Here is a 22,848-nt window from a genome sequence, read left to right as displayed (position 1 = left end):
GAGAAAGGGCATGAACGGGCTCACGCTCCAGCGGATTGCCAGCCCTGCCACAGCGTCCACACCCCGCCCACCACCAGCAGCCAGCCCAGGCTTTGACCTGCCAGCACCTGGGCGCGCCCGCTGCCGCGCAGCCAGGTCTTGACGCGCACGCCGCCCAGCGCCACGGCGCCGTACACGCCGATCTGGGTGGCCGCGATGATGGTGCCCAGGACCACGGCCTGCACCGCCAGCGGGCCGTCGGCCGGTCGCACGAACTGCGGGAACACAGCGACCATGAACAGGTAGGCCTTGGGGTTGAGCAGGCAGGTGAGCAGGCCGCGCCGGAAGGTGGCGGCGAGCGGGCGCGAGGCCTGCGCGCTCACCTCGCCCAGCGCGGCGGCGCCGCGCACGAGCTGCCAGCCGATCCACGCGAGGTAGAGCGCGCCGGCGATGAGCATGGCGTTGAACAGCTGGGGCAGTGCCTGCAAGGCCAGGCCGACGCCGAGGCTGGCCATGGCGGTGTGCACCACGCCGCCAGCGACCACGCCCATGAGCGCGGCCAGCCCGCCTTTGAGGCCATCCACCAGCGTGCTGCCGAGCACGAAGGCCATGTCAAGCCCGGGCAACGCGATGATGCCGAACACGAGCAGAAAGAAGAGCCAGAGGTGGGCGGTGTGAGCCAGGGGAAAGCTGAGCCAGTCCATGGTGGTGTGTGTGAAAGTTGCGATGGGCAGAGCTTGCCTGCCATAACATGCCACCTTGTGTCATGTATGGATTTTGCCCACCCCTGCCGCGCTTCGCGCGACCCCCTCAAGGGGGCGGCACTGGCCGTCCGGCAAAGCCGGCCCGGCGGTGCCCTTGGCTAGACCATGTCATGCGTTGCTTATGTCACTCCGGAACCATGGGACATTGAGATGAAAGCGAGCCGCCTGCTGTCGATCCTGATGCTGCTGCAGGCGCACGGCCGCCAGTCGGCGCCGGCGCTGGCGCGCGCGCTGGAGGTGTCGGTGCGCACGGTCCTGCGCGACATCGACCAGCTCTCGGCGGCGGGCGTGCCGCTGTGGGGCGAGCGCGGGCGCCAGGGCGGGTTTCAGCTGCGCGAGGGTTGGAGCACCACGCTCACCGGCATGACCGAGCCCGAGTCGCAGGCGCTGTTGCTGGCCGGCCTGCCGGGCGCGGCGACCGACCTGGGTCTGGGCGCGGCGGCGGCGTCGGCGCGGCTGAAGATGGTGGCGAGCCTGCCGGCCGAATGGCGCGAGCAGGCCGACCGCGTGGGCGCGCGCCTGCACATCGATCCGGTGGACTGGTACCGCAGCAGCGAAACGCCCGAGCACCTGCGCGCGGTGGCCGAGGCGGTGTGGAACGCGCGGCGCGTGGCCGTGCGCTACGAGAGCTGGCGCGGCCAGACGGAGCGCGAGCTGGAGCCTCTGGGGCTGGTGATGAAGGCGGGCACCTGGTACATGGCGGCTCGCGTGTCGGGGCAGGAGGCCGTGCGCAGCTACCGGCTCACGGCCGTGAAGACGCTGCGCACGCTGCCGACCAAGTTCAGGCGCCCGAAGAGCTTCGATCTCGCCGCCTACTGGCAGGCTTCGGCCGCGCGCTTCGAAGCCGAACTGCGCGCGCTGCAGGCGAGGGTCGCCGTCTCGCCGCGCGCCCTGGGCTGGCTGCACAACGAGCGCATTCCCTTCACCCCCGACGCCGCGCCCGGCGGCATCCCGGCGAGGCCGGACTGGACCACGGTGCTGATGCCCATCGAGTCCATCGAACACGGCGCGCGCCGCCTGTTGTCCTACGGCGCCGAGGCAGAGGTGATCGCGCCGCCCGCGCTGCGGCAGCGCCTGCTCGACGAGCTGGCGGCGACCCGGGCGCGGTATGCCGACGCATGAAGCGGTGCCGCCGAGGGCACCGCCGGGGCGGCTTTGCCGGACGGCCCCTGCCGGAGGGACACAGGTCGGCGCGAAGTGCCCCAACCCAGAACGCGGCGGAACCGGCTTCGCCGGGCCGCACCGCGTTGCCCCCTGGAGGGGGTCGCGCGCAGCGCGGCGGGGGTGTTTTCTAGCCTTCCATGAAGAAGCGCAGCATCTCGGCCGAGGCGTCCGGCCCGGTGGCGTCGGTGTACGAGCCGGTCGGTGAGCCGCCGGACCACGCGTGGCCTGCGCCGTGCAGCGTCCATTGCTCCACGCGCGGCCGGCCCTGGGCGTCGGCGTGCACGGTGCGCGTGTAGCGCCGCCCGCCGGCTTCGCCCTCTTCGGTGGTGCTGACGAGGCCCTGGGTCTGGTGGGCGTGGGCCGCGCTGGCCTGCTGCACGATGGTGTCGCCATTGCTCTGCTGCACCGTGTGGTCGCGGTCGCCGTGGAACACGATCACGGGCACCGCGTGCGAGGGTTCGCGGCGCGGGTCGTCGGCGGTGCCGGGGAAGTGCGCGCGGCCCAGGGCGTTGCGGCCCTTCATGGCGGCCAGCGCCGAGGGAATGTCGTGGGCGGCGGCGTAGGGCAGGCCCGAGTGCGCGCCCACGGCGGCAAACAGCTCGGGGTAGGTCTCGCCCAGCACCACGGCCATGGCCGCGCCCGCCGAGAGGCCCGCGACGAACACGCGCTTCGGGTCCACCACGCACTCCTTGCCCACCGCCTCCACGATGCCCGCGATCAGCGCAGGCTCGCCGCTGCCGCGCTGCTGGTCTTCGCTGCGGAACCAGTTCCAGCAGCGCGAGGGGTTGGCGCCCGAGGGCTGCTCGGGGTAGACCACGAGCACGCCGTGTTCGTCGGCCAGGCGGTTCATCTGTGTGCCGGCCGCGAAGTCGTCGGGCGACTGCGTGCAGCCGTGCAGCATGACCACCAGCGGCATGGGCTGGGCCGCCTGCTGCGCGGTGCGCGCGGGGATGTAGAGCTTGTAGGCGAGCGTGCCGGCGGGGCCGGTGAAGCTGCGCGAGAGGAACTGGCCTGGGGTCTTGTCGGCCGTGGCTGGCTTGGTGGGCTGGGCTGCCTTGCCCACCGTGTCGGGCGCCTCGGCCGATGTGGCCACCGGCGCGGGCGCGTCCACCACTTCGCGGGCCACCACGTCGATGGGCTCGTCCTGCGGGGGGCGGGCCGGCGCGGCCGGTTTCGCGGGTGCCTCCGATCCGCCCAGGCCGGCGGAGGCGAGCGCCTTGCGGATGGTCTCGGTCACGCTGCGCATGGGGCCGCTCTGGGTGTTGAGCCCGGCGGACGCGAGGGCGCGTTCGATGGTTTCCTGGATGTTCATGGCAAGGGCGCTGGGCGCCACCGTGTTGGGAGAGGGTTTCAAAAAAGCATTCGTGAACGTGGGCATGGGGACAAAGGGAAGTTCAGACCATGCGGCTGACCAGGGCCTTGCGCACCGCGGGGCTGGCGTGGAAGGCGCCGAGCACCGAGACCGACCCGATCGCGGCCAGGGCCAGCTCGGGCGGCACGTCGTCGTCGATGCGCGCCAGGCCCACGACCTGGATGCGCAATGTCTCGCCCGCCGCCACCGCGCGCTCGAGGTCGGCACGGCTCAGGTGCTGCAGGCCCAGCATCAGCGTGCGGCGCGCCACCGTCTGTCGCACCGACTCGGCGTGCGTGGCAAGCAAGTTGCGCACCGCCGTGCGGATCAGGTCGGAGCGGTTGGAATAAAACCCCTCCTGCACCAGCAGGTCGATCTGGCCGAGGTCCACCACGCCCAGGTTGATGGTGAGTTTTTCGGTGTCCCCGACGCGGGGTTTGGTCTCGGTCAGTGCGTTTGCCATCTGCATACCATCCATGTGGAATCTATGTGGAGGGTATTTAAGCATGTTTTCCGCCCGTCCACCGTGCGGCGCCACACAGAGAAAAGAGGCTTGCCCGACACGCGGGCAGGGAGAAGGGTGATGGCGAGAATGGGGTTTTTGTCGTCAGGAGCGCGCCATGCCAGCTGCCCTTCGCCCCCAGGTTCTGAACCACCGGTGGCTCGCGCGCTGGCTGCTGGCGCTGTGCCTGGCCTTCGCGGCGACGGCCGCCGCCGCGGCCGAGCTGCCCGAGGCGCAGGCTAAGGCGGTGCGCGCCGTGGTCGAGGCCCAGCTCGACGCCTTTGCCGCCGACGACGCGGAGCGCGCCTTCTCCTACGCCGCCCCCAGCATCCACAAGATGTTCGGCAACGCCCCCACCTTCATGGCCATGGTGCTGGGCCAATACGGCATGCTCGTGAAACCCGAGTCCGTGCTGTTCCTGCTGCCCGAATCGGTGCGCGGCGACGTGATCCAGGCCGTGCTGCTGCGCGACGGCATGGGCCGCCTCTGGCGCGCGACCTACCGGCTCGAACAGGGCGCCGACGAGGGCTGGCGCATCAACGGCTGCGTGGTCGAACCGGACGACGGCAAATCGTCGGCCTGAATGGAAGCACCCCCGCCGCGCTGCGCGCGACCCCCTCCAGGGGGCGATGCGAGTGGCCCGGCGGAGCCGGTTCCACCGCATCCTGGGTGAAGGCATTTCGCGTCGGAAACGCGCCCTTCCCACTACAGTGGCGCCATGCAAAACCTCTACCAGCCCGCCAGCGCCGTCGAAGGCCACATGCTCGCCGACCTGCTGCGCCAGCAGGGCATCGAAGCCACCGTGCTGGGCGAGCACCTGCAGGGCGCCATCGGCGAGCTGCCCGCGGCCGGGTTGATCCGCCTCGTGGTGGCGGAAGAAGACCACGCCAGAGCCCGCGAGATCATCGAACGCTGGGAAGCCACCGCCGTGGTGGATCCTGTGCAGCGGCCGGCGCCCTCATCTTCGCGCCACGTGGCCTGGGGCGTGGTCGGCCTGCTGGTCGGTGGCGCGCTCTGCCTGGCCTGGCTGCGCGCGCCGACGCGGGAAATGGAGATGGACCGCAACAAGGACGGCATCGCCGACGAGCGCTGGACGCTGTCACCCGCAGGCAGCGCGCTGGAGAGCCACTTCGACCGCAACTTCGACGGCCGCATGGACGCCCGCTTCCGCTACGACACCCAGGGGCAGGTCAGCGAGGGCGAGAGCGACGACAACTTCGACGGCGTGTTCGAGAGCCACCACCGCTACCGCCTGGGCAACCCGGAGCAATCGGAGATCGACACCGACGGCGACCAGCTCATCGATCTGGTCGAGGGCTACCGCAACGGTGTGCTGGTCAAGACCAGCTACCTTCAGCCCCTCACCGGGCAGCCCACACGCGTGGAACACCTGCGCCTGGGTCGCCTCGACCACGTCGACCGCGACACCGACCTTGACGGCACGCTGGACGCCCGGGACCACCACAACGCACTGGGGCAGGTGACGCGGACGGAGCGGCTGGCGGCGCCTTAGGGTTCAGATCCCTGAAAGCCCCGCCCTTCAATCCACCAGCTGCGCGCTCAGCGCCTGCAGCTGTTCGCGCAGCGAAGCGTTCTCTGCTTCCAGTTCGGTGACCCGGTGGCGCAAGGCCTGCAGCTCGTCCGGCGCCTCACCCACATCCTGGCCCGGCGCGGCGTCGGCAGCGTCTTCCGCCGGCTTGCGGCGCGACTCGCGCACGCGCTTGACCACCTGCTTGAGTTCGTCCTTGCCGGCCAGCGCGGCGGCCTTCTGTTCTTCGGCGGGCAGGCTGGCCACCACGGCGGCGGCGTTGAGCGAGATCGCGCCCGACTTCAAGGCATCCACCAGTTCGGGCGCGGCCTGCTTCTGGATCTTCTCGATCATCACCACCTGGCCGCTGCTCAGGCGCGCCGCGCGGGCGATGTCTTCGCGGGTCTTCAAGGGCTTGGGCGCGGGCGCTTCGGCGGCAGACGGTGCGTCCTCCGGCCCGACGGCCTCGTTCACGTCGGCCGCCGCCGACTCGGCCCGGGCCCGCCCTCGCCGCTCGGCCTCGATCTCGCGCCGGCGCAGCGCCAGCACGCCGCGCTGGAAGTCCGACACGCTGCGGCGCCCCAGGTGCTGGTCGATCATCCAGAGGTGCACGTCCTCCATCGACTGGAAGCGCGGGTTCTGCACCGTCTGGAACGGCAGGCCGTGCTTCTGGCAGATGCCATAGCGGTTGTGGCCGTCCACCAGCACGTCGCCCCAGAGCACCAGCGCATCGCGGCAACCCTCGGCCAGCAGGCTGCGCTCCAGCGCGTCGTGCTCGTCGGGGGTCAGCGGGTCGATGTAGGCCTTCAGGTCGGCGTTGACGGTGATGTTCATGGGTGGGGTGCGGCGTTGGGACAAAGGGGCGGGATTGTAGGCCGGCCCAAGGAGCGGCCTCACCGGCAGACTGGGCACCTCCCAGGGCACCGTGCCCGGCGTGCTGCGAGTGCCCTTCGGAAGAATTTCATGTTTCAGAAGCCTGAAAGACGTTCATAAGCTGTTGATTTGCAACAATTCACCTGTTAGATTGCATTTTTTATCTGAAACAGGTGAATGAACTACCTACCCCTGTCCGACGAGGCCGCCCGCCAGGTCATCGACGCCCAGACCATCCTGGCCGAACTGACCCGTGTGAAGGCGCTCGCCCGCCAATACGAAGGCGGCATGTACTGGAAGCAGGAAGGCGCCTATGAGTACCTGATCAAGACCGGGCGGCGCAACCGGCAACAGCGACTGGGCGCCCGAAGCCCGGCGCTGGAAGCCACCTACACCGCTTTCAAGGCGCGCAAGACAGAGACCGAGGCCCGGCTGGCCAGCCTGAAAGCCGCGGCCACCACCGCTCAGCGGCTCAACAAAGCCGTGCGCGCGGGGCGCGTGCCCGCCTTGGTGGTGGACCTGCTCAACAAGCTGGAAGACAGCGGTCTGGCCCCGCATTTCACGGTGGTCGGCACGCACGCGCTCTACGCCTACGAAGCCGCAGCGGGCGTTCGCATCGTCGCTGGCGCGCTCGCCACGCAAGACGTCGACCTGTTGTGGGACGCCCGCCAGCGCGTGCGCTTCCTCGCCGACATCAAACACCTGGACAAATCCATGCTGCAGCTGCTGCAGGAAGTGGACCCCACCTTCGTGCACAAAGACCTGCACGCCGAGACCGCCATCAACGCCAAAGGCTTCGAGGTGGACTTTCTGCGCCGCATGCAGGAGGGCGACGACCCCCACCCCTTCAAGCTGTCGGAGGCGGAAGACGAGCTCTGGCCGGTCATGGCCGAAAGGGCCAAGATCCTGACCGAGGCGCCTCGCTTTTCACACGTGGTGATCGGCGCCACCGGAAGGATGGCCGTGATGCACACCATCTCCCCCGCCACCTTTGTCGAATTCAAACGCTGGCTGGCGGACCGCCCCAACCGCGAGCCATCCAAACGCAGACGGGACGCGCTGCAGGCGCAGACCGTGCGGGGGCTCATGGACGAAGGCTTGTTGCTGGCGCCTTGAACCTGAAACACCGTTGACCGATGGTCACGCCGACCACCGCCGCATGGCCGCCCTACTGGACGACCCAGGCAAAAACACTTGACAAGGGAGCCCCATTGATCGACCCCACCGACTGGTTTGACATCCCCAAAGGCCTCGTGCTCGGCGTGCTGCGCGTGCTCTGGTGGCTCGCCTGGGATTTCTGCGTGCAGACGGTGGGCTGGTCCATCGGCTGGTGTGTGCTTCGGGTGCTGACGCTGGGGCGCTACCCGGAGGAACGGCTGGGCGGGGTGGATGAAGCCGGAACCTACACGGCGTTTCTGGTGGAGGTGGTGGGGCTGGGGGTGCTGGCGGCGGGGATTTGGGGATTGGCTGGGGCGCGGCCTTGAAGGTGTGAGCACCGCGCCCCTGCAATCTGAAGGCGCTCACATCAAAGGCCATTCTTCAAGCCGAGCGTGGCATGGCGGTTGACAGCTACAGTGCCGGGCTTGGCAAACCACCCTGGCTGTCCCGAGCTCGCCATCCAGAGCCCATCGTTTCCCTCCCACCGGACCCCCTATGACCAGCCCCATGTACACCCACTCCGTTCCCGTCTTCGTGCAAATGCTGACGGCCTTGAAGACCATCCTTTCACAGGCCAACGAACATGCCGTGACCAAGTCGATCGAGCCTGACGCCTTGTTGCAGGCCCGTTTGTTTCCGGACATGTTTCCGCTGCTCAAGCAGGTTCAGATTGCCGCCGATTTTTCGCGCGGCATTTCGGCGCGCCTGGCTGGCGTGGAGGTGCCGGTCCACGACGGCCAGGAGAAAACCTTTGCCGATCTCGACACGCTGTTGACGCAGACCCTGGCCTTTCTGGACAGCGTGAATCCGGCGCAATTTGAAGGCAAGGAAAACAGCGAGATCGTCCTGCGCCCAGGCACACCGAAAGAGAAGAAGCTGAGCGGGCAGACCTATCTGGCCAACTACGGTCTGCCGCAGTTCTTCTTCCACGTCACCACCGCCTACGACATCCTGCGCCACAACGGCGTGGCGATTGGCAAGCGCGATTACATGGGCGCGTACTGACCGCGTGAGTGCATTCGGCGCGGCACGGCGCGGTGAGCGTCGAAGGCGCGCAGGGCAACGCCAGCGGCTTACCATCGTGAGTCGCCTGCCGCGCACCCCATGATCGAGACCGCCCCGCCCACCCTCCCTGCCGACAGCCATGCCCATGCCCGCTGGCGTGCGGACCTGCCGCGCTGGCGCCAGCTGGTGCCGGCTCGAGGGTTGCGCGCGATGCTCGCAGGCAGCACCGGCGAGGCTGCGGCGCCCGCCGGTGACTGGCGGCTGTTTGAGGTGGGCGAAGGCCCGTGGGCCAGCGCCGGGGTGCAAACCGTTCCCGGTGCCGCCTGGCTGGATGTGCAGCGGTTCGAAGCGGGCCCCCTGTGGAACAGGGTGGCGGACGATGTGCTGCTCCGGCAGTTCGCCGCGCTCGGCATCCGGCACGACACCACGGTGGTGCTGGCAGGCCACAAGCTGGTGGCCAACGCACGAATGGCCCACCTGTTGCTCTATGCCGGTGTGCACGACGTGCGGCTGCTCGACGGTGGCACGGCAGCCTGGGTGCAAGCCGGCGGACCACTCACCGGGCAAGCTCCGGAGACTCCGGTGCCGGTGGCCGACTTCGGGCCGGGCCAGCCCACCCATCCACGCTACCTGGTGGACACGGTGCAGGTGCGGGCCTTGCTGGAGCGGCCCGGTGTGACGCTGGCCAGCATCCGCACCTGGAGCGAGTTCGTCGGGCGGACCTCGGGCTACGACTACGTTGCGGCATGCGGCGAGATCGCCGGCGCGCGCTGGGGCCATGCCGGTGCAGAGGGCGACGTGAACGACATGCGCTGGTTTCACACCCCGGCCGGCCAGATGTCGGGCGCCGCCGAGATCACCGCGCTGTGGCGCAGCCAGGGCATCGAGGCCCAGCATCAGGTGGTGTTTTATTGCGGCACCGGCTGGCGCGCATCGCTGGCGTTTTTCTACGCCTGGCTGATGGGCTGGGAACACATCAGCGTGTACGACGGGGGCTGGCTGGAATGGAGCAGCGACCCGGGCAACCCGACCATCAACCGGCAACAACAGCTGGCGACGACCCCGACGCACCACCCTGGACCCATGCACCCATGACCCACTCAGTCCACCCCGCCGAGCTGCCTGCTGACGCCCTGCTGCAAAGCTGCCGCGCTGCCGGCGCGTATGCAGACTGCTATGTGTGCGACGTGGAGGGCGCGGTCTCGCACGCGGCCTTCGTCGAAGCCTTCTACACCACACGCCTGTTCAAGCTGGAGCGCTTCATCCTGCGGTGGCTGGCCCGCCGCCCGGCGACCGACGCCGATGCCCGGCGCCTGGCCGAGGGCACGGCGGACGGCTATTCAGCCTGGCGGGTGGAAGGCCGGACAGCGGACCAGCTGCTGCTGGCGGACTTCACAGGCCGCACCAAGTCGTGGTTGATGGTGGCGCCGGTCACCGGCTCAGACACGGGTCCGCAAACCCGGCTCTGTTTCGGTTCGGCCGTGGTGCCCGGTCGCAGGAACGGCGCCGGCGAAAAGCCCGCCATGGGTGTCGCCTTTCACGCCCTGTTGGGTTTTCACCGCCTGTATTCGAGGCTGCTGCTCACGGCGGCGCGATCGAGCGTGATGCGCCTGCAGCGCGGCCCGCACACGGGTGCCGGGTAAACCCTCGATTGACACCACTGCCGCACCGTCCGATGGTGCGAGGCTGTCCTTTTCGCTCAGGGAGCCGCCCATGCCCACCACCCAGCACCAGCACATCGCCACCGTGATGCACGTGGCCAACGATGGCGCGGGCGCACTGGCCGCTGCCGCGCACGAGCAGGTGATCCGCGATTCGTGGCACCGCTGCGTGCACGAACACCGGCTGGACCCGACCCGCATGCAGGAGGCCGTGATCCTGCCGCAGGCGCGGCTGCGCGAGCACCAGGACCAGATGGAGGCGCTGCTGCAGATCGCGCGCCACGGGCTGGAGGCGCTCTACAGCAAGGTGGCGGGGCTGGGTTATGTGGTGCTGCTGACGGACGCGCGCGGCGTCACCGTGGATTTCCTGGGCGACCTGGTGTTCGAGCCCAGCCTGCGCAAGGCGGGCCTCTACCTCGGCGCGGACTGGAGCGAGCAGCACGCGGGCACCTGCGGCGTGGGCACCTGCATCAGCACCGGCGAGGCGCTCACCGTGCACCTGGACGACCACTTCGACGCGACCCACATCCCGCTCACCTGCACCACCGCGCCGGTGTACGACAGCGCGGGCGAACTGAGCGCGGTGCTCGACATTTCGCAGCTCAGTTCGAGCCAGCCCAAAAGCAGCCAGCACCTGGCGCTGCAGCTGGTGAAGATGACGGCGCACGACATCGAGCACGCGGCCTTTCTGCACCGCCACCGCCACGACTGGATCTTGCGGCTCTCGGCGGCGCCGCAGTTCCTGGACGTGCAGCCCGAGTACCTGCTGGCGCTGGACGCGCACGGCCGCGTGGTGGGCCACAACCGGCGCGCGCAACAGGCGTTCGCCGGGCCGCCCCAAGAACGACCGCACCCCCTCGGGGGGCCTGGCGAAGCCAGGGTTGGGGGCCATGCCTTGCAGGGCCGCGCGGTGCACGCGCCGCCGCTGGTGGGGCGCAGCTTCGAGGCGCTGTTCGAGCTGCCGTTCAGCCAGATCGGCCGCTTTGTGCTGACGCAGCCGTCTGACCAGCGCGCGGTGATGCTCGCGGGCGGGCGGCAGCTGCTGTTTCTCTCGGCCGTGCCCCCGCCGCCGCGCCCGGTGGCCGCCGCGCAGCGCGAGCGCGCGGTGCCGGCGCCGCTGGCCGCGCTCTCGGCGGGCGACGCCGCGCTGGACCGGCAGGTGGAGCGCGTGGCGCGGCTGGTGAACACGCCGATCAGCCTGCTGATCACGGGCGAGACGGGCTCGGGCAAGGAATTTTTTGCGAAGGCGGTGCACAGCAGCAGCGAGCGGCGCGCGCGGCCGTTCGTGGCGGTGAACTGCGCGGCGATTCCGGAGCACCTGATCGAGAGCGAGCTGTTTGGCCACCTGCCGGGCAGCTTCTCGGGCGCCTCGCCCAAGGGCAAGCGCGGCCTGATCGCCGAGGCCGACGGTGGCACGCTGTTCCTCGACGAGATCGGCGACATGCCGCTGGCGCTGCAGGCGCGGCTGCTGCGCGTGCTGTCGGAGCGCGAGGTGCTGCCGGTGGGCGCCACCAGGCCGGTGCCGGTGAACATCCGCGTGATCGCGGCGACGCACGCGCCACTCGAATCGCTGGTGCTCGCGGGCCGTTTCCGCGACGACCTGTATTACCGCCTGAAGGGCGCGCACATCCAGCTGCCGCCGCTGCGCGAGCGCAGCGATCTGGGCGCCATGATCACGCGGCTGCTGGGCGGCCGTTCGCTCACGTCCACCGCGCTGCAGCGCCTGCTGAGCCACCCTTGGCCGGGCAACCTGCGCGAGCTGCGCAACGTGCTGGACTACGCGGGGAGCCTCTGCGCAGACGGGGCGATTGATCTGGACGATCTGCCGGAGTTGCAGGCGGGTCGGTTGGAAGTGCGCGCTGCTGAAGTGGCGCCCGACGACGGGCCGGAAGCCTTGCTGCAAGCGCTGCGCGCGGCGCACTGGAACGTGAGCGCGGTGGCTCGGCAGATGGGGCTTTCTCGCATGACGCTGTACCGGCGGATGAAGCGCGGCGGCATCGTCGCCCCGAACCGACAGGACGACATCGACAGCCGCCGCGCGCACTGAGGTCCGTTCGCCCTGAGCCTGTCGAAGCGCTTTCGGGGCGCTTTCGGGGCGTTGTGTGAAGGCTTCGACAAGCTCAGCCCGAACGGAGGGATGGGCAGCGAACGGAAACGTGGGCACTGCAAAGGCTGTGACACCTGTCACTTCGACAGGTGACAGGTGCACGGGGTGTGACACCCGCACCGCTTGAAGAAGTCTCAGCAAATCAAGCACTTGCGCGCGTCGAGCGCATGGCACGGGTCTTGAGAAGAGATGAGCACCGGCCCGCACCGAGGCCGGCATCCACAGGAGACAAGACCCATGACCGACACCACGCCCTCCCAGCGGGCCCAACGCTGGCTGGACGCCTTCGGGGCCGCACTGGCCTCCGGACAACCCGAGTCCGTATTGCCGCTGTTCGACGCCGACTGCTACTGGCGCGACCTCGTTTCGTTCACCTGGAACATCCGCACGCAGGAGGGCCACGACGCGGTGCGCGACATGCTCGCCGCACGGCAGGCCGAAACCGGCGCGTCCAACTTCCAGCTCGAAGGAGAGGCCACCGAGGCCGACGGCGTGACCGACGCCTGGTTCACGTTTGAAACCAAGGTCTCGCGCGGGCGCGGCCACCTGCGCCTGAAAGGTGACAAGGCCTGGACGCTGCTGACCACCATGGTCGAGCTGAAGGGCTTTGAAGAGAAGAAGGGCACGCGCCGCATCAAGGGCGCGGAGCACGGCGCGCAGCAGGGGCGCAAGAGCTGGCTGGAGCGGCGCCACGAAGAAGAGGCGCGGCTGGGTTACGACGAGCAGCCGTACACGGTGATCATCGGCGGCGGTCAGGGCGGCATCATCCTCGCCGCGCGGCTGCGCCGCCTGGGCGTGCCGACCATCGTGATCGAAAAGAACCCGCGGGCCGGCGACAGCTGGCGCAACCGCTACAAGACGCTGTGCCTGCACGACCCGGTCTGGTACGACCACCTGCCCTACATGCCGTTCCCCGACGACTGGCCGGTGTTCGCGCCGAAAGACAAGGTGGGCGACTGGCTGGAGATGTACACCAAGGTGATGGAGATCAACTACTGGGGCTCGACCACCGCCAAGAAGGCGACCTTCAACGAGGCCAAGGGCGAGTGGGAAGTGATCGTGGACCGCGACGGTGAAGAGGTGGTGTTGCGGCCCAAGCAGCTGGTGTTTGCGCTCGGCGTGTCGGGCTACGCCAACGTGCCCAAGATCCCGGGCGCCGACACCTTCGAGGGCGACCAGCACCACTCCAGCAAGCACCCCGGCCCCGAGCAGTACAAGGGCAAGAAGGCGGTGGTGCTGGGCTCCAACAACTCGGCGCACGACATCTGCGCGGCCCTCTGGGAAAACGGCGCAGACGTCACCATGATCCAGCGCACCAGCACGCACATCGCGCCGTCGGATTCGCTGATGGAGCTGGCGCTGGGCGGGCTGTACAGCGAGGAAGCGCTGAAGAACGGCATCGACCACCACAAGGCCGACCTCGTGTTCGCCAGCGTGCCCTACAAGATCATGCACAGCTTCCACATCCCCGTGTACGACGAGATGAAGAAGCGCGACGCCGACCTCTACGGCCGGCTGGAGAAGGCGGGCTTCATGCTCGACTTCGGCGACGACGGTTCGGGCCTGTTCATGAAGTACCTGCGCCGCGGCTCGGGCTACTACATCGACGTGGGCGCGAGCGAGCTGGTGGCCAACGGCAGCATCAAGCTCAAGAGCCACAACAACATCGAGCGCATCAACCCGAAGAGCGTGACGCTGACCGACGGCACCGAGCTGCCGGCCGACCTGCTGGTCTACGCCACCGGCTACGGCTCGATGAACCACTGGCTCGCCGATCTCGTGTCACCCGAGGTGGCCGACCGCGTGGGCAAGGTCTGGGGGCTGGGCTCGTCCACGACGAAAGACCCGGGACCGTGGGAGGGCGAGCTGCGCAACATGTGGAAACCGACCAACCAGAAGCAGCTCTGGATCCACGGCGGCAACCTGCACCAGAGCCGGCACTACTCGCAGTTCTTGTCGCTGCAATTGAAGGCGCGCTACGAGGGCCTGGACACGCCGGTCTACGGGCAGGCGGCGGTGCACCACCTGCGCTGAACGGAGCGCCCGGCCGGGGCGCGGCGGGCTTCCCAGCGCGCCACCCCCGGCCTATCATCCGGCTGCTTCGGCACTCTTCTTTCACCAACAGGAGCGAACATGGCAGGCAGCTACGAACTGGGTTCCAACGACAAGGGTCAGTTTTCCTTTGTCCTGAAAGCGGACAACGGCGAGGTGGTGCTGCGCAGTGAGCAGTACGCCACCAAGGCCTCGGCGGAGAACGGCATCCAGTCGGTGCAGGCCAACTGCGGCGACGACGCGCGCTACGACCGCAAGGTCGCTTCCGACGGGCGCTTTTACTTCAACCTCAAGGCCGCCAACCACCAGGTGATCGGCACCAGCCAGATGTACCAGGCCGAGGCGGGCCGCGACGCGGGCATCGGGTCGGTGAAAACCAACGGTGTGACGACGGTGGTGAAGGCGGTCTGAGCGCTGTGCTTCGCTCAGGGAAGGCGACCTGCGGGTCGCCTTTTTCATGGGCGGTGCAAAAGCTGCTGATGTTCATGTTGCGCTGCACCCACGCCACAGCATGCAACAACACACCCAGGGCACCGCCGGGCTGGCTCTGCCAGACGGCCAGTGCCGCCCCCTGGGGGGTGACGCGAAGCGGCGCGGGGGGCTTCACAGCTCCGCGCACAGCCGCTCGCGCACCGCCGCCATGCCCCGGTAGGCCACCACGGCGTCGCTCATCGACAGCAGCGCTTCGCGCAGCTCGGCCGCACGCCCACGCGCCACGCCCAGCACCTCGGCAAGCGGGCACACCATCACGCGGATGAAGAACACGCCGCGCCGCAGCGCGGGCAGCGGCAGCGTGGTCTGGCGCTCGACGCGAAAAAACACCTGATCGATCAGCCGCTGTCCCATGGCATCGGCCTGCGCCACCGCGTCGGCCCAGCGCGTTCGGCGGGTCTCGGGGTGCTGGGCCAGATCGCCGTTGGGTGTGAGCAGCCAGACGTGGCGCAGCATGCTGGCCTGGCGAAAGGCCATGTCGACGATGCCCTGGCCGCCGGCCTGCAGCAACGCGTTGTCGGCGACCGGCGCGTGGATGGCGGCGAAATCGAGGCCCAGCTTTTCAGCGGGCGCCCAGTTGGAGGGGAAGCACACCGAGAGGAAGCGCGTGCGCATGCCACCGGTGTCATCGTGGAGGATGACGAAGTCTTCCTGCAGGCCCTGCGCCAGCGCGTCGGCGTCGGGTGCGATCACGGTGCCGGTCTGCCGCTCATGCGCCTCGGCGATGGCCCGCAACACGGCCGGGTCGGCCTCGCCGATCTGGCACCGCGCGCGGTGCTGCTGCAGCGAGGCGCGCTTGTGCGCGGCGTAGGCGTCGGCCTGCGCATCGCACACGAACAGCGGCGGAGGTGCCTCGGGCGCACCGTGCGCAGCGGTCAGCCGCGCGAGACCCGGGCGCATGCGAAACGGGCTGCTCACGGCCCAGGGGACCAGGGGTGCGGGGGTCAGGACGCTCATCGGCGCATTGTGCCGGGGGCCGGGTGTCGCCCCGCCGCCACAGCGCCCGAGCCGAGAGGAAGCCCGCTCCATGCGTCACACAAACGTCACCGATCTGACTTATCTTGAAGCCGGACACGAGGAGCAGAACACAACAACCAGAAAGGAGTCCCCATGACAGACAGCCTTCCCCACACCGCCACCGACGGCATCGCCAGAGACGCGCTCTGGCAACGGCTGGCGAACTGGTCACCCGACGCTCCCGGCGACGTGCCGCTGCACCCGCGACTGGCGCAGGACAACGGCTGGACGGCGGCCCACACCCGGCGGGTGATCGAGGAATACCGCCGATTCCTCTGGCTGGCGGTGCGGCACCGGGGCGAGGTCTGCCCCAGCGATGCGGTGGACGAGGCCTGGCACGCGCACCTGCTGCACAGCCGCCACTACTTCGACCACTTCTGCCCGAACGTGCTCGGGCGCACGCTGCACCACTTTCCGAACATGGGCGGCGCAGCCCACCACCACCTTCACCGCCAGCGCTATGCCGACACGCTGCGGCGCTACGCCGAGGCGTTTGGTGACGCGCCGCCGCCCGACATCTGGCCCGGCGTCGAGGCGCGGTTTGCGGCCCGCGCCCGGCGGGTGAACACGGCGACGCACTGGGTGTTGCCCAGACCGCGCTGGCCCGCTCACGGCCTGCCACCCTCGCTGCGCGGGCTGATGGTGCTGCTGGCCCTGCCGGCGCTGCTGTTCAGCGGCTGCGTGCCCGTCACCCTCCACCCGGACTGGAGCGGCGAGCGGTTTCTCGCGATCTACGGTTTGTGCTTCGCGGCGTGGGTGGTGCTGGGTGTGGTGCTGGTGCTGCGCGCGCCCGGCGGATCGCCCCGGGCCAGTGCGCGCCCCGAGCCGCTGGATGCGCTGGAGCTGGCCTACCTCGCCGGGGGCAGCGCGCGCAGCGTGCACGCCAGCCTGGCGCGGCTGCTGCAACAAGGCCACCTGGCCCTGCAGGCCTCCAGCGGCACCTGGCGCACCACCACCCAGCCACCCGCCAACGCCCACCCGCTGGAACAGACCCTGCATGCACAGATCGCCCAGGGCCTGCAGCCCGGCGCGGGGCTCGGCCTGTTCGAGGCACGGCGCGAGCTGGACACCCTGCACCAGCGCTTGCTCGACCGGGGCCTGGTGCACGCGCCCGGGCGCGACCAGCGCCGCCACCAATGGCGCGACCGCCTCTATTTCTACGGCTGGCTCGGCCTGCTGGTCTGGGGCGGCCTTCGTTTCGTGCACGGCGTGCAGCACGGGCACCCGGTGGTCTTTCTGTTCTTCCTCCTGTTGCTGGCACTGGTGTCGATCGCCACCTTCAGGAAGCGGTTGCCCCACCGGCTGACACGGGAGGGCCAGGCCGCTGTGCAGAACGCCCGATCGCGCTTGCGGCGACGCGATGCGCTGGGCCTCAAGGATGCGCAGATGCCCCTCGCGCTGGCGCTGCTGGGCACCGGTGTGCTCGCCGCCAACCTGCAGCCCCTGAAAGAAGCCCTGGTTCAGACGGGCGGCAAAGACACGGGCGGCAGCGGCTGCGGGGCGTCCGGCGGCGGCTCAGATGGAGGGGGCGGCGACGGCGGCGGATGCGGTGGATGCGGCGGCGGGGGTGGCGATTGAACGTCCGAGGGTCTCAGCCGGCCGCGAGCAACTTCTGCACCAGCGGGTGCTGCACCTTGCGCGCGGTGCCGATGGCGAAGAAGTGTTCCTGCACGCCCTCGCAGGGGCCGAACCATTGCATGCCATAGCCCTGCGAGAGCTTTTCGCGCATGCGCTCGGTCGCCGGGAACACGCCCATGCCCGAGGAGCCGAAGGTCGCGAGCAGCGCGCTGTCTTCGAACTCGCCCACCACGTTGGGCACCACGCCCTGCTGCTCGAACCACTGGTCGATGCGCATGCGCACCGACGCGTGTGAACTCGGCAGAAGCACCGGCACGCGGGCCAGGCTGTGGGGGAAATCGGTGCCGGCCTGTTCCAGCCAGGCCTGCGGCGCGTACCAGCCCAGCGGCGAAGAGCCCATGGCGTGGCTGTAGAGCTTGAGGTTGGGGTTGGCGGGCGCGGGCCGGTCGGAGAGCACCACGTCGAGGCGGTGCAGCGCGAGGTCGGCGAGCAGGTCGTCGAAGTCGTCTTCGTGGCACACCAGGCGCAGGCGCGGTTCTTCGAGCGCGGGCGCGAGCAGCTCGCGCACCGCCAGCTTGGCGAGACCGTCGGAGATGCCGACCACGAGCCGCACCGTGCTCTGGCTGGTGGCGTCGCGCACGGCGGTGTGCAGGTGCTCGCCGAGGTGAAAGATCTGCTCGGCCACCTGCAGCGCTGCCTGGCCGGCGTCGGTGAGCGCGAGGCCGCGCCCGGCGGGCTTGAACAGCGCGTGGCCCAGCGACTGCTCCAGCAAGCGCACCTGCGCGCTGATGGTCTGCACCGCCATGCCCAGCCGCGCCGCGGCGTGCGACATGCCGCCCTCCTTGGCCGTGACCCAGAAGTAGTAGAGGTGCTTGTAGTTGAGTTCCTGGTTCATGCTTCGCCTTTTTGGGACTGATTGTTCGTGATTGTCTGCTTTTTCAAACCTGTTCGCAGCCCTATCTTCGAGCCTCCCATGTTCACCCTGAAAGGAGAACCTTCATGGAAACCGTTCGCCGCCCTTCTTCCATCGCGTCCCGCCCCTCGCTGGGCGTGGACCGCCCGCAGGCCGCCAAGGTCCTGCGCAACACCTACGCCCTGCTCTCGCTGACGATGCTGTTCGCGGCCGGCATCGCCGCGCTGGCGGTGGCCGGCAGCTGGCCCGCGCCCGGGCTGGTGATCACGCTGGTGGGTTACTTCGGCCTGCTGTTCGCGGTGCACAAGCTGCAGAACAGCGGCTGGGCCCTGCCCGCCGTGTTCGCCCTCACCGGCTTCATGGGCTACACGCTTGGGCCCCTGCTCACGCACACCCTGGCCCTGCCCGGCGGTGCCGGCACGATCACGGCCGCGCTGGGCGCCACCGGCGCGACCTTCCTCGCGCTCTCGGCCTACGTGCTGACCACGCGCCGCGACTTCAGCTTCATGGGCGGCTTCCTGTTCGCCGGCATGGTGATCGCCATCGTGCTGGGCATCGCGGCCTACGCTTTCTCGATCCCTGCGATGGGGATGGCCGTGTCCGCCCTGGTGGCGCTGCTGTCGGTGGGCCTGATCCTGTTCGAGACCAGCCGCATCGTGAACGGCGGCGAGACCAACTACGTGCTCGCGACCGTGGGCCTGTTTGTCTCGGCCTTCAACCTGTTCACGAGCTTGCTGAGCCTGTTTGGCATGAACAACGACTGACCCCCCGCAGCGCTTCGCGCTACCCCCCAAGGGGGCGGCACTGGCCGTCCGGCAAAGCCGGCCCGGCGGTGCCCTGGGCAGTCAACGCCACCTCACCTCTTACGCGAAAGAAATGCCATGCGAAGTTACCCGATCAACAGCCCCGAAGCCGCCGCGCGCCTGCTGGCGATGGCGCTGGTGGCCGACGGCCAGTATTCGATGAACGAGATCAAGACCATCGACCGGCTGCAAGCCTCGCAGCGCCTGGGCCTGGCGCCCGAGGCGATCAAGGCGGTGATCGACGGCTTCTGCGAAGACCTGTTGCAGGGCGCCGGCGTGCAGTGGACCGGCTCGGCCGGCATGGACGAGCCCACCCGCGCGCAACTGCTGGCCGAGGTGCAAGACCCCGCGCTGCAGGAAACCGTGTGGCACCTGTGCGAAGCCGTCGCGCTGTCCGACGGGCACCTGGCCGACGGCGAGGTGGAACTGCTCGACCGCATGGCCTTCGCCTGGCGCCACCCGGCCATGGCGATGGCCAGTGCTCCGGCGCTGTGAAAAACTGACAGGCTTTTCTTGATCGGAACACTCCCATGAAAACCTTGATCTGGCTGGTCGCGGGCCTGCTGGCGGCGGTGTGGACGGGCATGGTCGCCCTGACCGTGCAAGTGAGCGACTGGCTGCTGAACGCCGTGGCCTCGGCGCCGGCGGTGGGTGGGGCGGCTGCGCCGCTGCCCGTGCCCGCCTGGCTCGCGCCCTGGGCCGACACCGAGTGGTTCGCCGCGCTGCAGGTGCTCTGGATGAACGGCGCGCAATGGCTGGCGCACTGGCTGCCCGGCGCGGGCGGCCTGATGGAATGGATCACGCCGCTGCTGTGGACCGGCTGGGCGCTGGGCCTGCTGCCGCTGCTGGCGCTCGCGGGCTTCCTGCACTGGCTGGCGGGGCGCACGAACCCGCCCGCCGCGCTGCGCAACGCGCAGGCATGAACCACGGCGCGAGGGTCGAGCGGTGAGCAAGGCGCGCGCCCAGCACCTGCGCCGGGCCGCTGGCGAACCGGGTGCCGCGTGTGAGCGCCTGAGCCTGAACGCATTGCTGCGCCTCAATGGCGAGGGCTCGGGTCCGGTGCTGATGCTGCTGCTGGCCCTGCTCTCGTCGCTGCCGGTGGCGGGCGCGGGCGGCCTGTTCAGCCTAGGCCTGCTGGCGCTGGCCTGGGCCTGGCTGCGCGGTCGCGAGACAGTGACCATGCCGCAGCGGCTGGGCGACATCACCCTGAATGAAACCTGGAGCCGGCGCAGCCTGCACGGCCTGGCCTGGATCTACGAGCAGGCCGAGCGCTGGCTGCGCCCGCGCTGGCAGGCCTGCTGCCATTCGAGCACGCGGGTCTGGTGGGGCCTGTGGATCGCTGTGATGGCGGTGGTGATCTTCCTGCCGCTGCCCCTGGGCAATGTCCTGCCCAGCCTGAGCCTGATCCTGCTGAGCCTGGGCTGGATGTTCCGCGACGGCCTGGCCATGCTGCTCTCGGCGGCCACCGGCGTGGGCGCCCTGGGCTACGTGGTCTCGTTCGGCCACCTGGCCTTTGCCGCATGGCAGCACGCCGGCGCCTGGCTCGGTCTTTGAGAGAGCGATTCGCCGGGTCGCGCAGCGGTGGAGCTGCGGTCTGCGCCGACAAGGCGAAGGCCGCTTGGGGGCTCTACCCCATCCTGTAAAAGAACACCGCGCTCATCACCAGCCCGGTGACGATCACGCCGCTGCGCACCCAGGCCACGGGCAGGCGCTTCGACCAGCGCGCGCCCATGAAGCCGCCCGCCGTGGCGGCCACCATCATCAGCAGCCCGGGTTGCCAGGCGATGGCCCCGGCGATCACGAAGGCCGCGACCGACAGCCAGGACAGCACCAGCGAGTTGAGGTTCTTCAGCGCGTTGACCACGTTGAGCCGCGACTCGCCGGCCACGGTGTACAGCGCCATGAGCAGGATGCCCAGACCGCCGTTGAAATAACCGCCATAGACCGCGACCGCGAGCAACGCGGGCTCGCGCCAGCGAACCGAGGCCTGGCCGTGGGGCGCCGCGGCCTGCGCGCGACGCGCGATGGCCGGCCCGGCGGCGAAGAGCACGGTCGCGAACAGCAGCAGCCAGGGCACGATGCCCGAGAACAGGCGCGCGGGCGTGACCAGCAACAACAGCGCGCCCGCCACGCCGCCCACGGCGCAGATCAGCATCTCGCGCAGCAGGCGCTCGCGCGGCAGCGCGCGCAGCTCGGGCTTGAAACCCAGCGTGCTGCCGAAGTAGCCCGGGCTCACCGCGAGCGCGCTGGTGGCGTTGGCCGTGATGGGCGGCACGCCCGCGAACACGAGCGCGGGAAAGGTGAGAAAGCTGCCGCCGCCCGCGATGGCGTTGAGCACACCGGCGGCGAAAGCGGCGACCGCGAGCAAGGGAGCGGAGGTGAGGAAGTCCATGCGCCGATTATTCCGAAGCGTCCGCGCCCGATTGCCTGCATGGCGGGCAAAACAGTCCGGCGAGAACCCCGCACCGTGTCACAGGCGGCCTCCGGAGAGAAAGGTCTGAGCCCAGGATGCGGCGGAATCGGCTCCGCCGGGCCGCTCGCATCGCCCCCTGGAGGGGGTCGCGCGCAGCGCGGCGGGGGTGTTCCCGTCAACCCACCACGATGTTCGCCACGGGCTCGGGCGCCAGCAGCGAGCTGTCACGCAGGCCCTTCACGGTGGCGAAGCCGAGCCAGAGCACGACCATGGAGGTGGCGGCGAGCAGCAGCACGCCGGCCATCTGCAGCGCGCCGCCCGTGGCCCCCTGCAGCTCCACCAGGCGCAGCGTGAGCGTGGTGAAGGCCGCGAGCGGGAACGACAGTGCCCAGAACGCGACGCCGAAAGGCTGGGCAATGGCGCGCTTGAGCACCGGCAGCACCCAGAGCACGAAGAACAGCGCCAGGCCCCACAGTGCCTGCACCGCGACCAGCGGCGCCTGCATCTGCGCGAGCACGAGGCCGATCACGGCGGGTGGCGCCACGACGATGAACCAGGCGGGCAGGAGGCGGTCAGGCAAGGGGCTGTGAGCGATGCGGCGCACCAGAATCAGCGCGATCACCACCGGCCAGAGAAAGGCACCGATGCCGAACTGCGCCGAGGCCCAGCCGGTGTACCCCAGCGGCAGGCCCGCCAGCGGCGCGATCACGTTGCCCACCACCGGGATCAGCAGCACCGGCGTGACCGCCGGCCACAGCCCCGTGTTGCCCGGCCCCTGGCCCGGCGCGGTGACGATGGGCGAGAGCCAGCGGCCCAGCACCCAGACCGTGGCCCAGAACTGGCCCAGGCTGCCGGCCCACCAGATGGCGCGCCAGAACAGGGACAGGCCGCCCTCGGCACCGCCGAGCGCCACACCCACCGTGGCTAGCAGCAGCAGCGACACCGGGAAGGCCGCGACGAAGGCGTGGCGCACCGGGTGCTTCAGGTCGTCGGCCAGCGCGGCGGGGTAGCGCGAGGCGCGCAGCAGCGAGGCCACGAGCAGCACCCCGAACACCCCCAGCGCCAGCACCCCGGTCACCAGCGCGATGCCGTTGGCCATGTCGCCCAACACAGGCTGCGCACGGTGCCAGGCCAGCGACAGACCACACAGGCCCATGACCAGCGAGAACCAGCCGGGCATGAGGAATTTCAACGGGGTGGGGCTGGACATGGGCGTTTCCTGGCGTTGGTTTCAGATCAGCCGCATTTTCCCGTGCCGCAGGCCGACCCCCCTTCGGGCACACCCAGCTTCTTGAACAGGATGGCGGGCGGGCAGAAGCCGGTGATGCCGGACTGGGCCAGGTTGAAGCCGGCGAAGGCGGTCAGCGCGAGGAACCACTCGCTGACGAAGATGGGGCTGCCGTGGTAACCCAGGGCCAGCGAGATCAGGACGACTGTGCCCGCCATGATGCGGATGTAACGTTCGACGGTCATTTCAGACTCCTTAAA

Annotated in this window: 25 protein-coding genes; 16 read left to right on the top strand and 9 right to left on the bottom strand. The window is 69.5% G+C overall.

Annotated features, from left to right (window positions below):
- Window positions 1-20: 20 nt before the first annotated feature.
- Complete coding sequence (locus IM738_RS22215; RefSeq protein ID WP_236963204.1) at window positions 21-683, bottom strand: LysE family translocator; 663 nt, start codon at window positions 681-683, stop codon at window positions 21-23.
- A 210-nt stretch (window positions 684-893) separates the two neighbouring features.
- On the opposite strand from IM738_RS22215, the gene IM738_RS22210 reads away from it, so the two are divergent.
- Entirely contained in the window at window positions 894-1,865 is a 972-nt protein-coding gene (locus IM738_RS22210) for a helix-turn-helix transcriptional regulator (protein WP_236963203.1), read from the top strand.
- Window positions 1,866-2,034: 169 nt separating this feature from the next.
- Here the strand turns inward: IM738_RS22210 and IM738_RS22205 are convergent, their stop codons facing one another.
- The gene (locus tag IM738_RS22205) at window positions 2,035-3,261 is read right to left on the bottom strand and encodes an extracellular catalytic domain type 1 short-chain-length polyhydroxyalkanoate depolymerase (protein WP_236963202.1); all 1,227 of its coding nucleotides are present in this window, start codon (window positions 3,259-3,261) and stop codon (window positions 2,035-2,037) included.
- A gap of 40 nt (window positions 3,262-3,301) precedes the next feature.
- Window positions 3,302-3,727 (bottom strand): CopG family transcriptional regulator, encoded by a 426-nt coding sequence (locus IM738_RS22200; protein ID WP_236963201.1) that lies wholly within the window; start codon window positions 3,725-3,727, stop codon window positions 3,302-3,304.
- A gap of 151 nt (window positions 3,728-3,878) precedes the next feature.
- On the opposite strand from IM738_RS22200, the gene IM738_RS22195 reads away from it, so the two are divergent.
- Complete coding sequence (locus tag IM738_RS22195) at window positions 3,879-4,343, top strand: DUF4864 domain-containing protein (protein ID WP_236963200.1); 465 nt, start codon at window positions 3,879-3,881, stop codon at window positions 4,341-4,343.
- Between the two features lie 135 nt (window positions 4,344-4,478).
- The gene (locus tag IM738_RS22190) at window positions 4,479-5,273 is read left to right on the top strand and encodes a putative signal transducing protein (RefSeq protein ID WP_236963199.1); all 795 of its coding nucleotides are present in this window, start codon (window positions 4,479-4,481) and stop codon (window positions 5,271-5,273) included.
- Window positions 5,274-5,300: 27 nt separating this feature from the next.
- Here the strand turns inward: IM738_RS22190 and IM738_RS22185 are convergent, their stop codons facing one another.
- The gene (locus IM738_RS22185) at window positions 5,301-6,122 is read right to left on the bottom strand and encodes a plasmid replication/partition related protein (RefSeq protein ID WP_236963198.1); all 822 of its coding nucleotides are present in this window, start codon (window positions 6,120-6,122) and stop codon (window positions 5,301-5,303) included.
- Between the two features lie 216 nt (window positions 6,123-6,338).
- On the opposite strand from IM738_RS22185, the gene IM738_RS22180 reads away from it, so the two are divergent.
- From IM738_RS22180 to IM738_RS22145, 8 genes are all read left to right on the top strand, one after another.
- Window positions 6,339-7,277, top strand: a complete 939-nt coding sequence (locus IM738_RS22180; protein ID WP_236963197.1) for a GSU2403 family nucleotidyltransferase fold protein — start codon at window positions 6,339-6,341, stop codon at window positions 7,275-7,277.
- 20 nt (window positions 7,278-7,297) lie between these two features.
- Complete coding sequence (locus IM738_RS22175; RefSeq protein ID WP_236963196.1) at window positions 7,298-7,645, top strand: hypothetical protein; 348 nt, start codon at window positions 7,298-7,300, stop codon at window positions 7,643-7,645.
- A 169-nt stretch (window positions 7,646-7,814) separates the two neighbouring features.
- Window positions 7,815-8,324: a DUF1993 domain-containing protein gene (locus tag IM738_RS22170; RefSeq protein WP_236963195.1), complete on the top strand. Its 510-nt coding sequence runs from the start codon at window positions 7,815-7,817 to the stop codon at window positions 8,322-8,324.
- Between the two features lie 99 nt (window positions 8,325-8,423).
- Window positions 8,424-9,419 (top strand): sulfurtransferase, encoded by a 996-nt coding sequence (locus tag IM738_RS22165; protein ID WP_236963194.1) that lies wholly within the window; start codon window positions 8,424-8,426, stop codon window positions 9,417-9,419.
- Window positions 9,416-9,967: a hypothetical protein gene (locus tag IM738_RS22160; protein WP_236963193.1), complete on the top strand. Its 552-nt coding sequence runs from the start codon at window positions 9,416-9,418 to the stop codon at window positions 9,965-9,967. Before IM738_RS22165 ends, IM738_RS22160 begins: the two co-directional genes overlap by 4 nt.
- A 70-nt stretch (window positions 9,968-10,037) precedes the next feature.
- Window positions 10,038-12,032 carry a sigma-54-dependent Fis family transcriptional regulator gene (locus tag IM738_RS22155; protein WP_236963192.1) on the top strand — a complete coding sequence of 665 codons (1,995 nt, stop codon included), beginning with the start codon at window positions 10,038-10,040 and terminating at the stop codon, window positions 12,030-12,032.
- Window positions 12,033-12,329: 297 nt separating this feature from the next.
- Complete coding sequence (locus tag IM738_RS22150) at window positions 12,330-14,126, top strand: NAD(P)/FAD-dependent oxidoreductase (protein ID WP_236963191.1); 1,797 nt, start codon at window positions 12,330-12,332, stop codon at window positions 14,124-14,126.
- A gap of 99 nt (window positions 14,127-14,225) precedes the next feature.
- Window positions 14,226-14,555 carry a YegP family protein gene (locus IM738_RS22145; RefSeq protein ID WP_236963190.1) on the top strand — a complete coding sequence of 110 codons (330 nt, stop codon included), beginning with the start codon at window positions 14,226-14,228 and terminating at the stop codon, window positions 14,553-14,555.
- Between the two features lie 192 nt (window positions 14,556-14,747).
- Here the strand turns inward: IM738_RS22145 and IM738_RS22140 are convergent, their stop codons facing one another.
- Window positions 14,748-15,593 (bottom strand): heme-dependent oxidative N-demethylase subunit alpha family protein, encoded by an 846-nt coding sequence (locus tag IM738_RS22140; protein ID WP_236963189.1) that lies wholly within the window; start codon window positions 15,591-15,593, stop codon window positions 14,748-14,750.
- A gap of 153 nt (window positions 15,594-15,746) precedes the next feature.
- Here IM738_RS22140 and IM738_RS22135 point away from each other — a divergent pair, with 153 nt between their 5' ends.
- Window positions 15,747-17,231 carry a TIGR04222 domain-containing membrane protein gene (locus IM738_RS22135; protein ID WP_236963188.1) on the top strand — a complete coding sequence of 495 codons (1,485 nt, stop codon included), beginning with the start codon at window positions 15,747-15,749 and terminating at the stop codon, window positions 17,229-17,231.
- Window positions 17,232-17,244: 13 nt separating this feature from the next.
- Here IM738_RS22135 and IM738_RS22130 read toward each other — a convergent pair whose 3' ends face one another.
- Window positions 17,245-18,126, bottom strand: coding sequence for a LysR family transcriptional regulator (locus IM738_RS22130; protein WP_236963187.1), 882 nt, complete (start codon window positions 18,124-18,126; stop codon window positions 17,245-17,247).
- A 104-nt stretch (window positions 18,127-18,230) separates the two neighbouring features.
- Here IM738_RS22130 and IM738_RS22125 point away from each other — a divergent pair, with 104 nt between their 5' ends.
- The 4 genes from IM738_RS22125 (at window position 18,231) to IM738_RS22110 (ending at window position 20,501) form a co-directional block, all read left to right on the top strand.
- Window positions 18,231-18,908 (top strand): Bax inhibitor-1/YccA family protein, encoded by a 678-nt coding sequence (locus IM738_RS22125; RefSeq protein WP_236963186.1) that lies wholly within the window; start codon window positions 18,231-18,233, stop codon window positions 18,906-18,908.
- Between the two features lie 117 nt (window positions 18,909-19,025).
- Window positions 19,026-19,442: a tellurite resistance TerB family protein gene (locus IM738_RS22120; RefSeq protein WP_236963185.1), complete on the top strand. Its 417-nt coding sequence runs from the start codon at window positions 19,026-19,028 to the stop codon at window positions 19,440-19,442.
- A gap of 35 nt (window positions 19,443-19,477) precedes the next feature.
- Window positions 19,478-19,870: a hypothetical protein gene (locus IM738_RS22115; RefSeq protein ID WP_236963184.1), complete on the top strand. Its 393-nt coding sequence runs from the start codon at window positions 19,478-19,480 to the stop codon at window positions 19,868-19,870.
- Window positions 19,871-19,892: 22 nt separating this feature from the next.
- A complete protein-coding gene (locus tag IM738_RS22110) occupies window positions 19,893-20,501 on the top strand; it encodes an exopolysaccharide biosynthesis protein (protein WP_236963183.1) in 609 nt (202 codons plus the stop codon).
- A 73-nt stretch (window positions 20,502-20,574) separates the two neighbouring features.
- Here the strand turns inward: IM738_RS22110 and IM738_RS22105 are convergent, their stop codons facing one another.
- From IM738_RS22105 to IM738_RS22095, 3 genes are all read right to left on the bottom strand, one after another.
- Window positions 20,575-21,339 (bottom strand): sulfite exporter TauE/SafE family protein, encoded by a 765-nt coding sequence (locus IM738_RS22105; RefSeq protein ID WP_236963182.1) that lies wholly within the window; start codon window positions 21,337-21,339, stop codon window positions 20,575-20,577.
- A gap of 196 nt (window positions 21,340-21,535) precedes the next feature.
- On the bottom strand, window positions 21,536-22,570 hold the full coding sequence (locus IM738_RS22100) for an SLAC1 anion channel family protein (RefSeq protein WP_236963181.1): 1,035 nt from the start codon (window positions 22,568-22,570) through the stop codon (window positions 21,536-21,538).
- 26 nt (window positions 22,571-22,596) lie between these two features.
- A complete protein-coding gene (locus IM738_RS22095; RefSeq protein WP_236963180.1) occupies window positions 22,597-22,833 on the bottom strand; it encodes a YgaP family membrane protein in 237 nt (78 codons plus the stop codon).
- Between the last annotated feature and the right edge of the window lie 15 nt (window positions 22,834-22,848).

Source organism: Hydrogenophaga sp. SL48 (assembly GCF_021729865.1).
GTDB lineage: Bacteria > Pseudomonadota > Gammaproteobacteria > Burkholderiales > Burkholderiaceae_C > Hydrogenophaga.
Note: the sequence above shows the minus strand (reverse complement) of the source record. Positions and strands in the feature narration are given on the sequence as shown.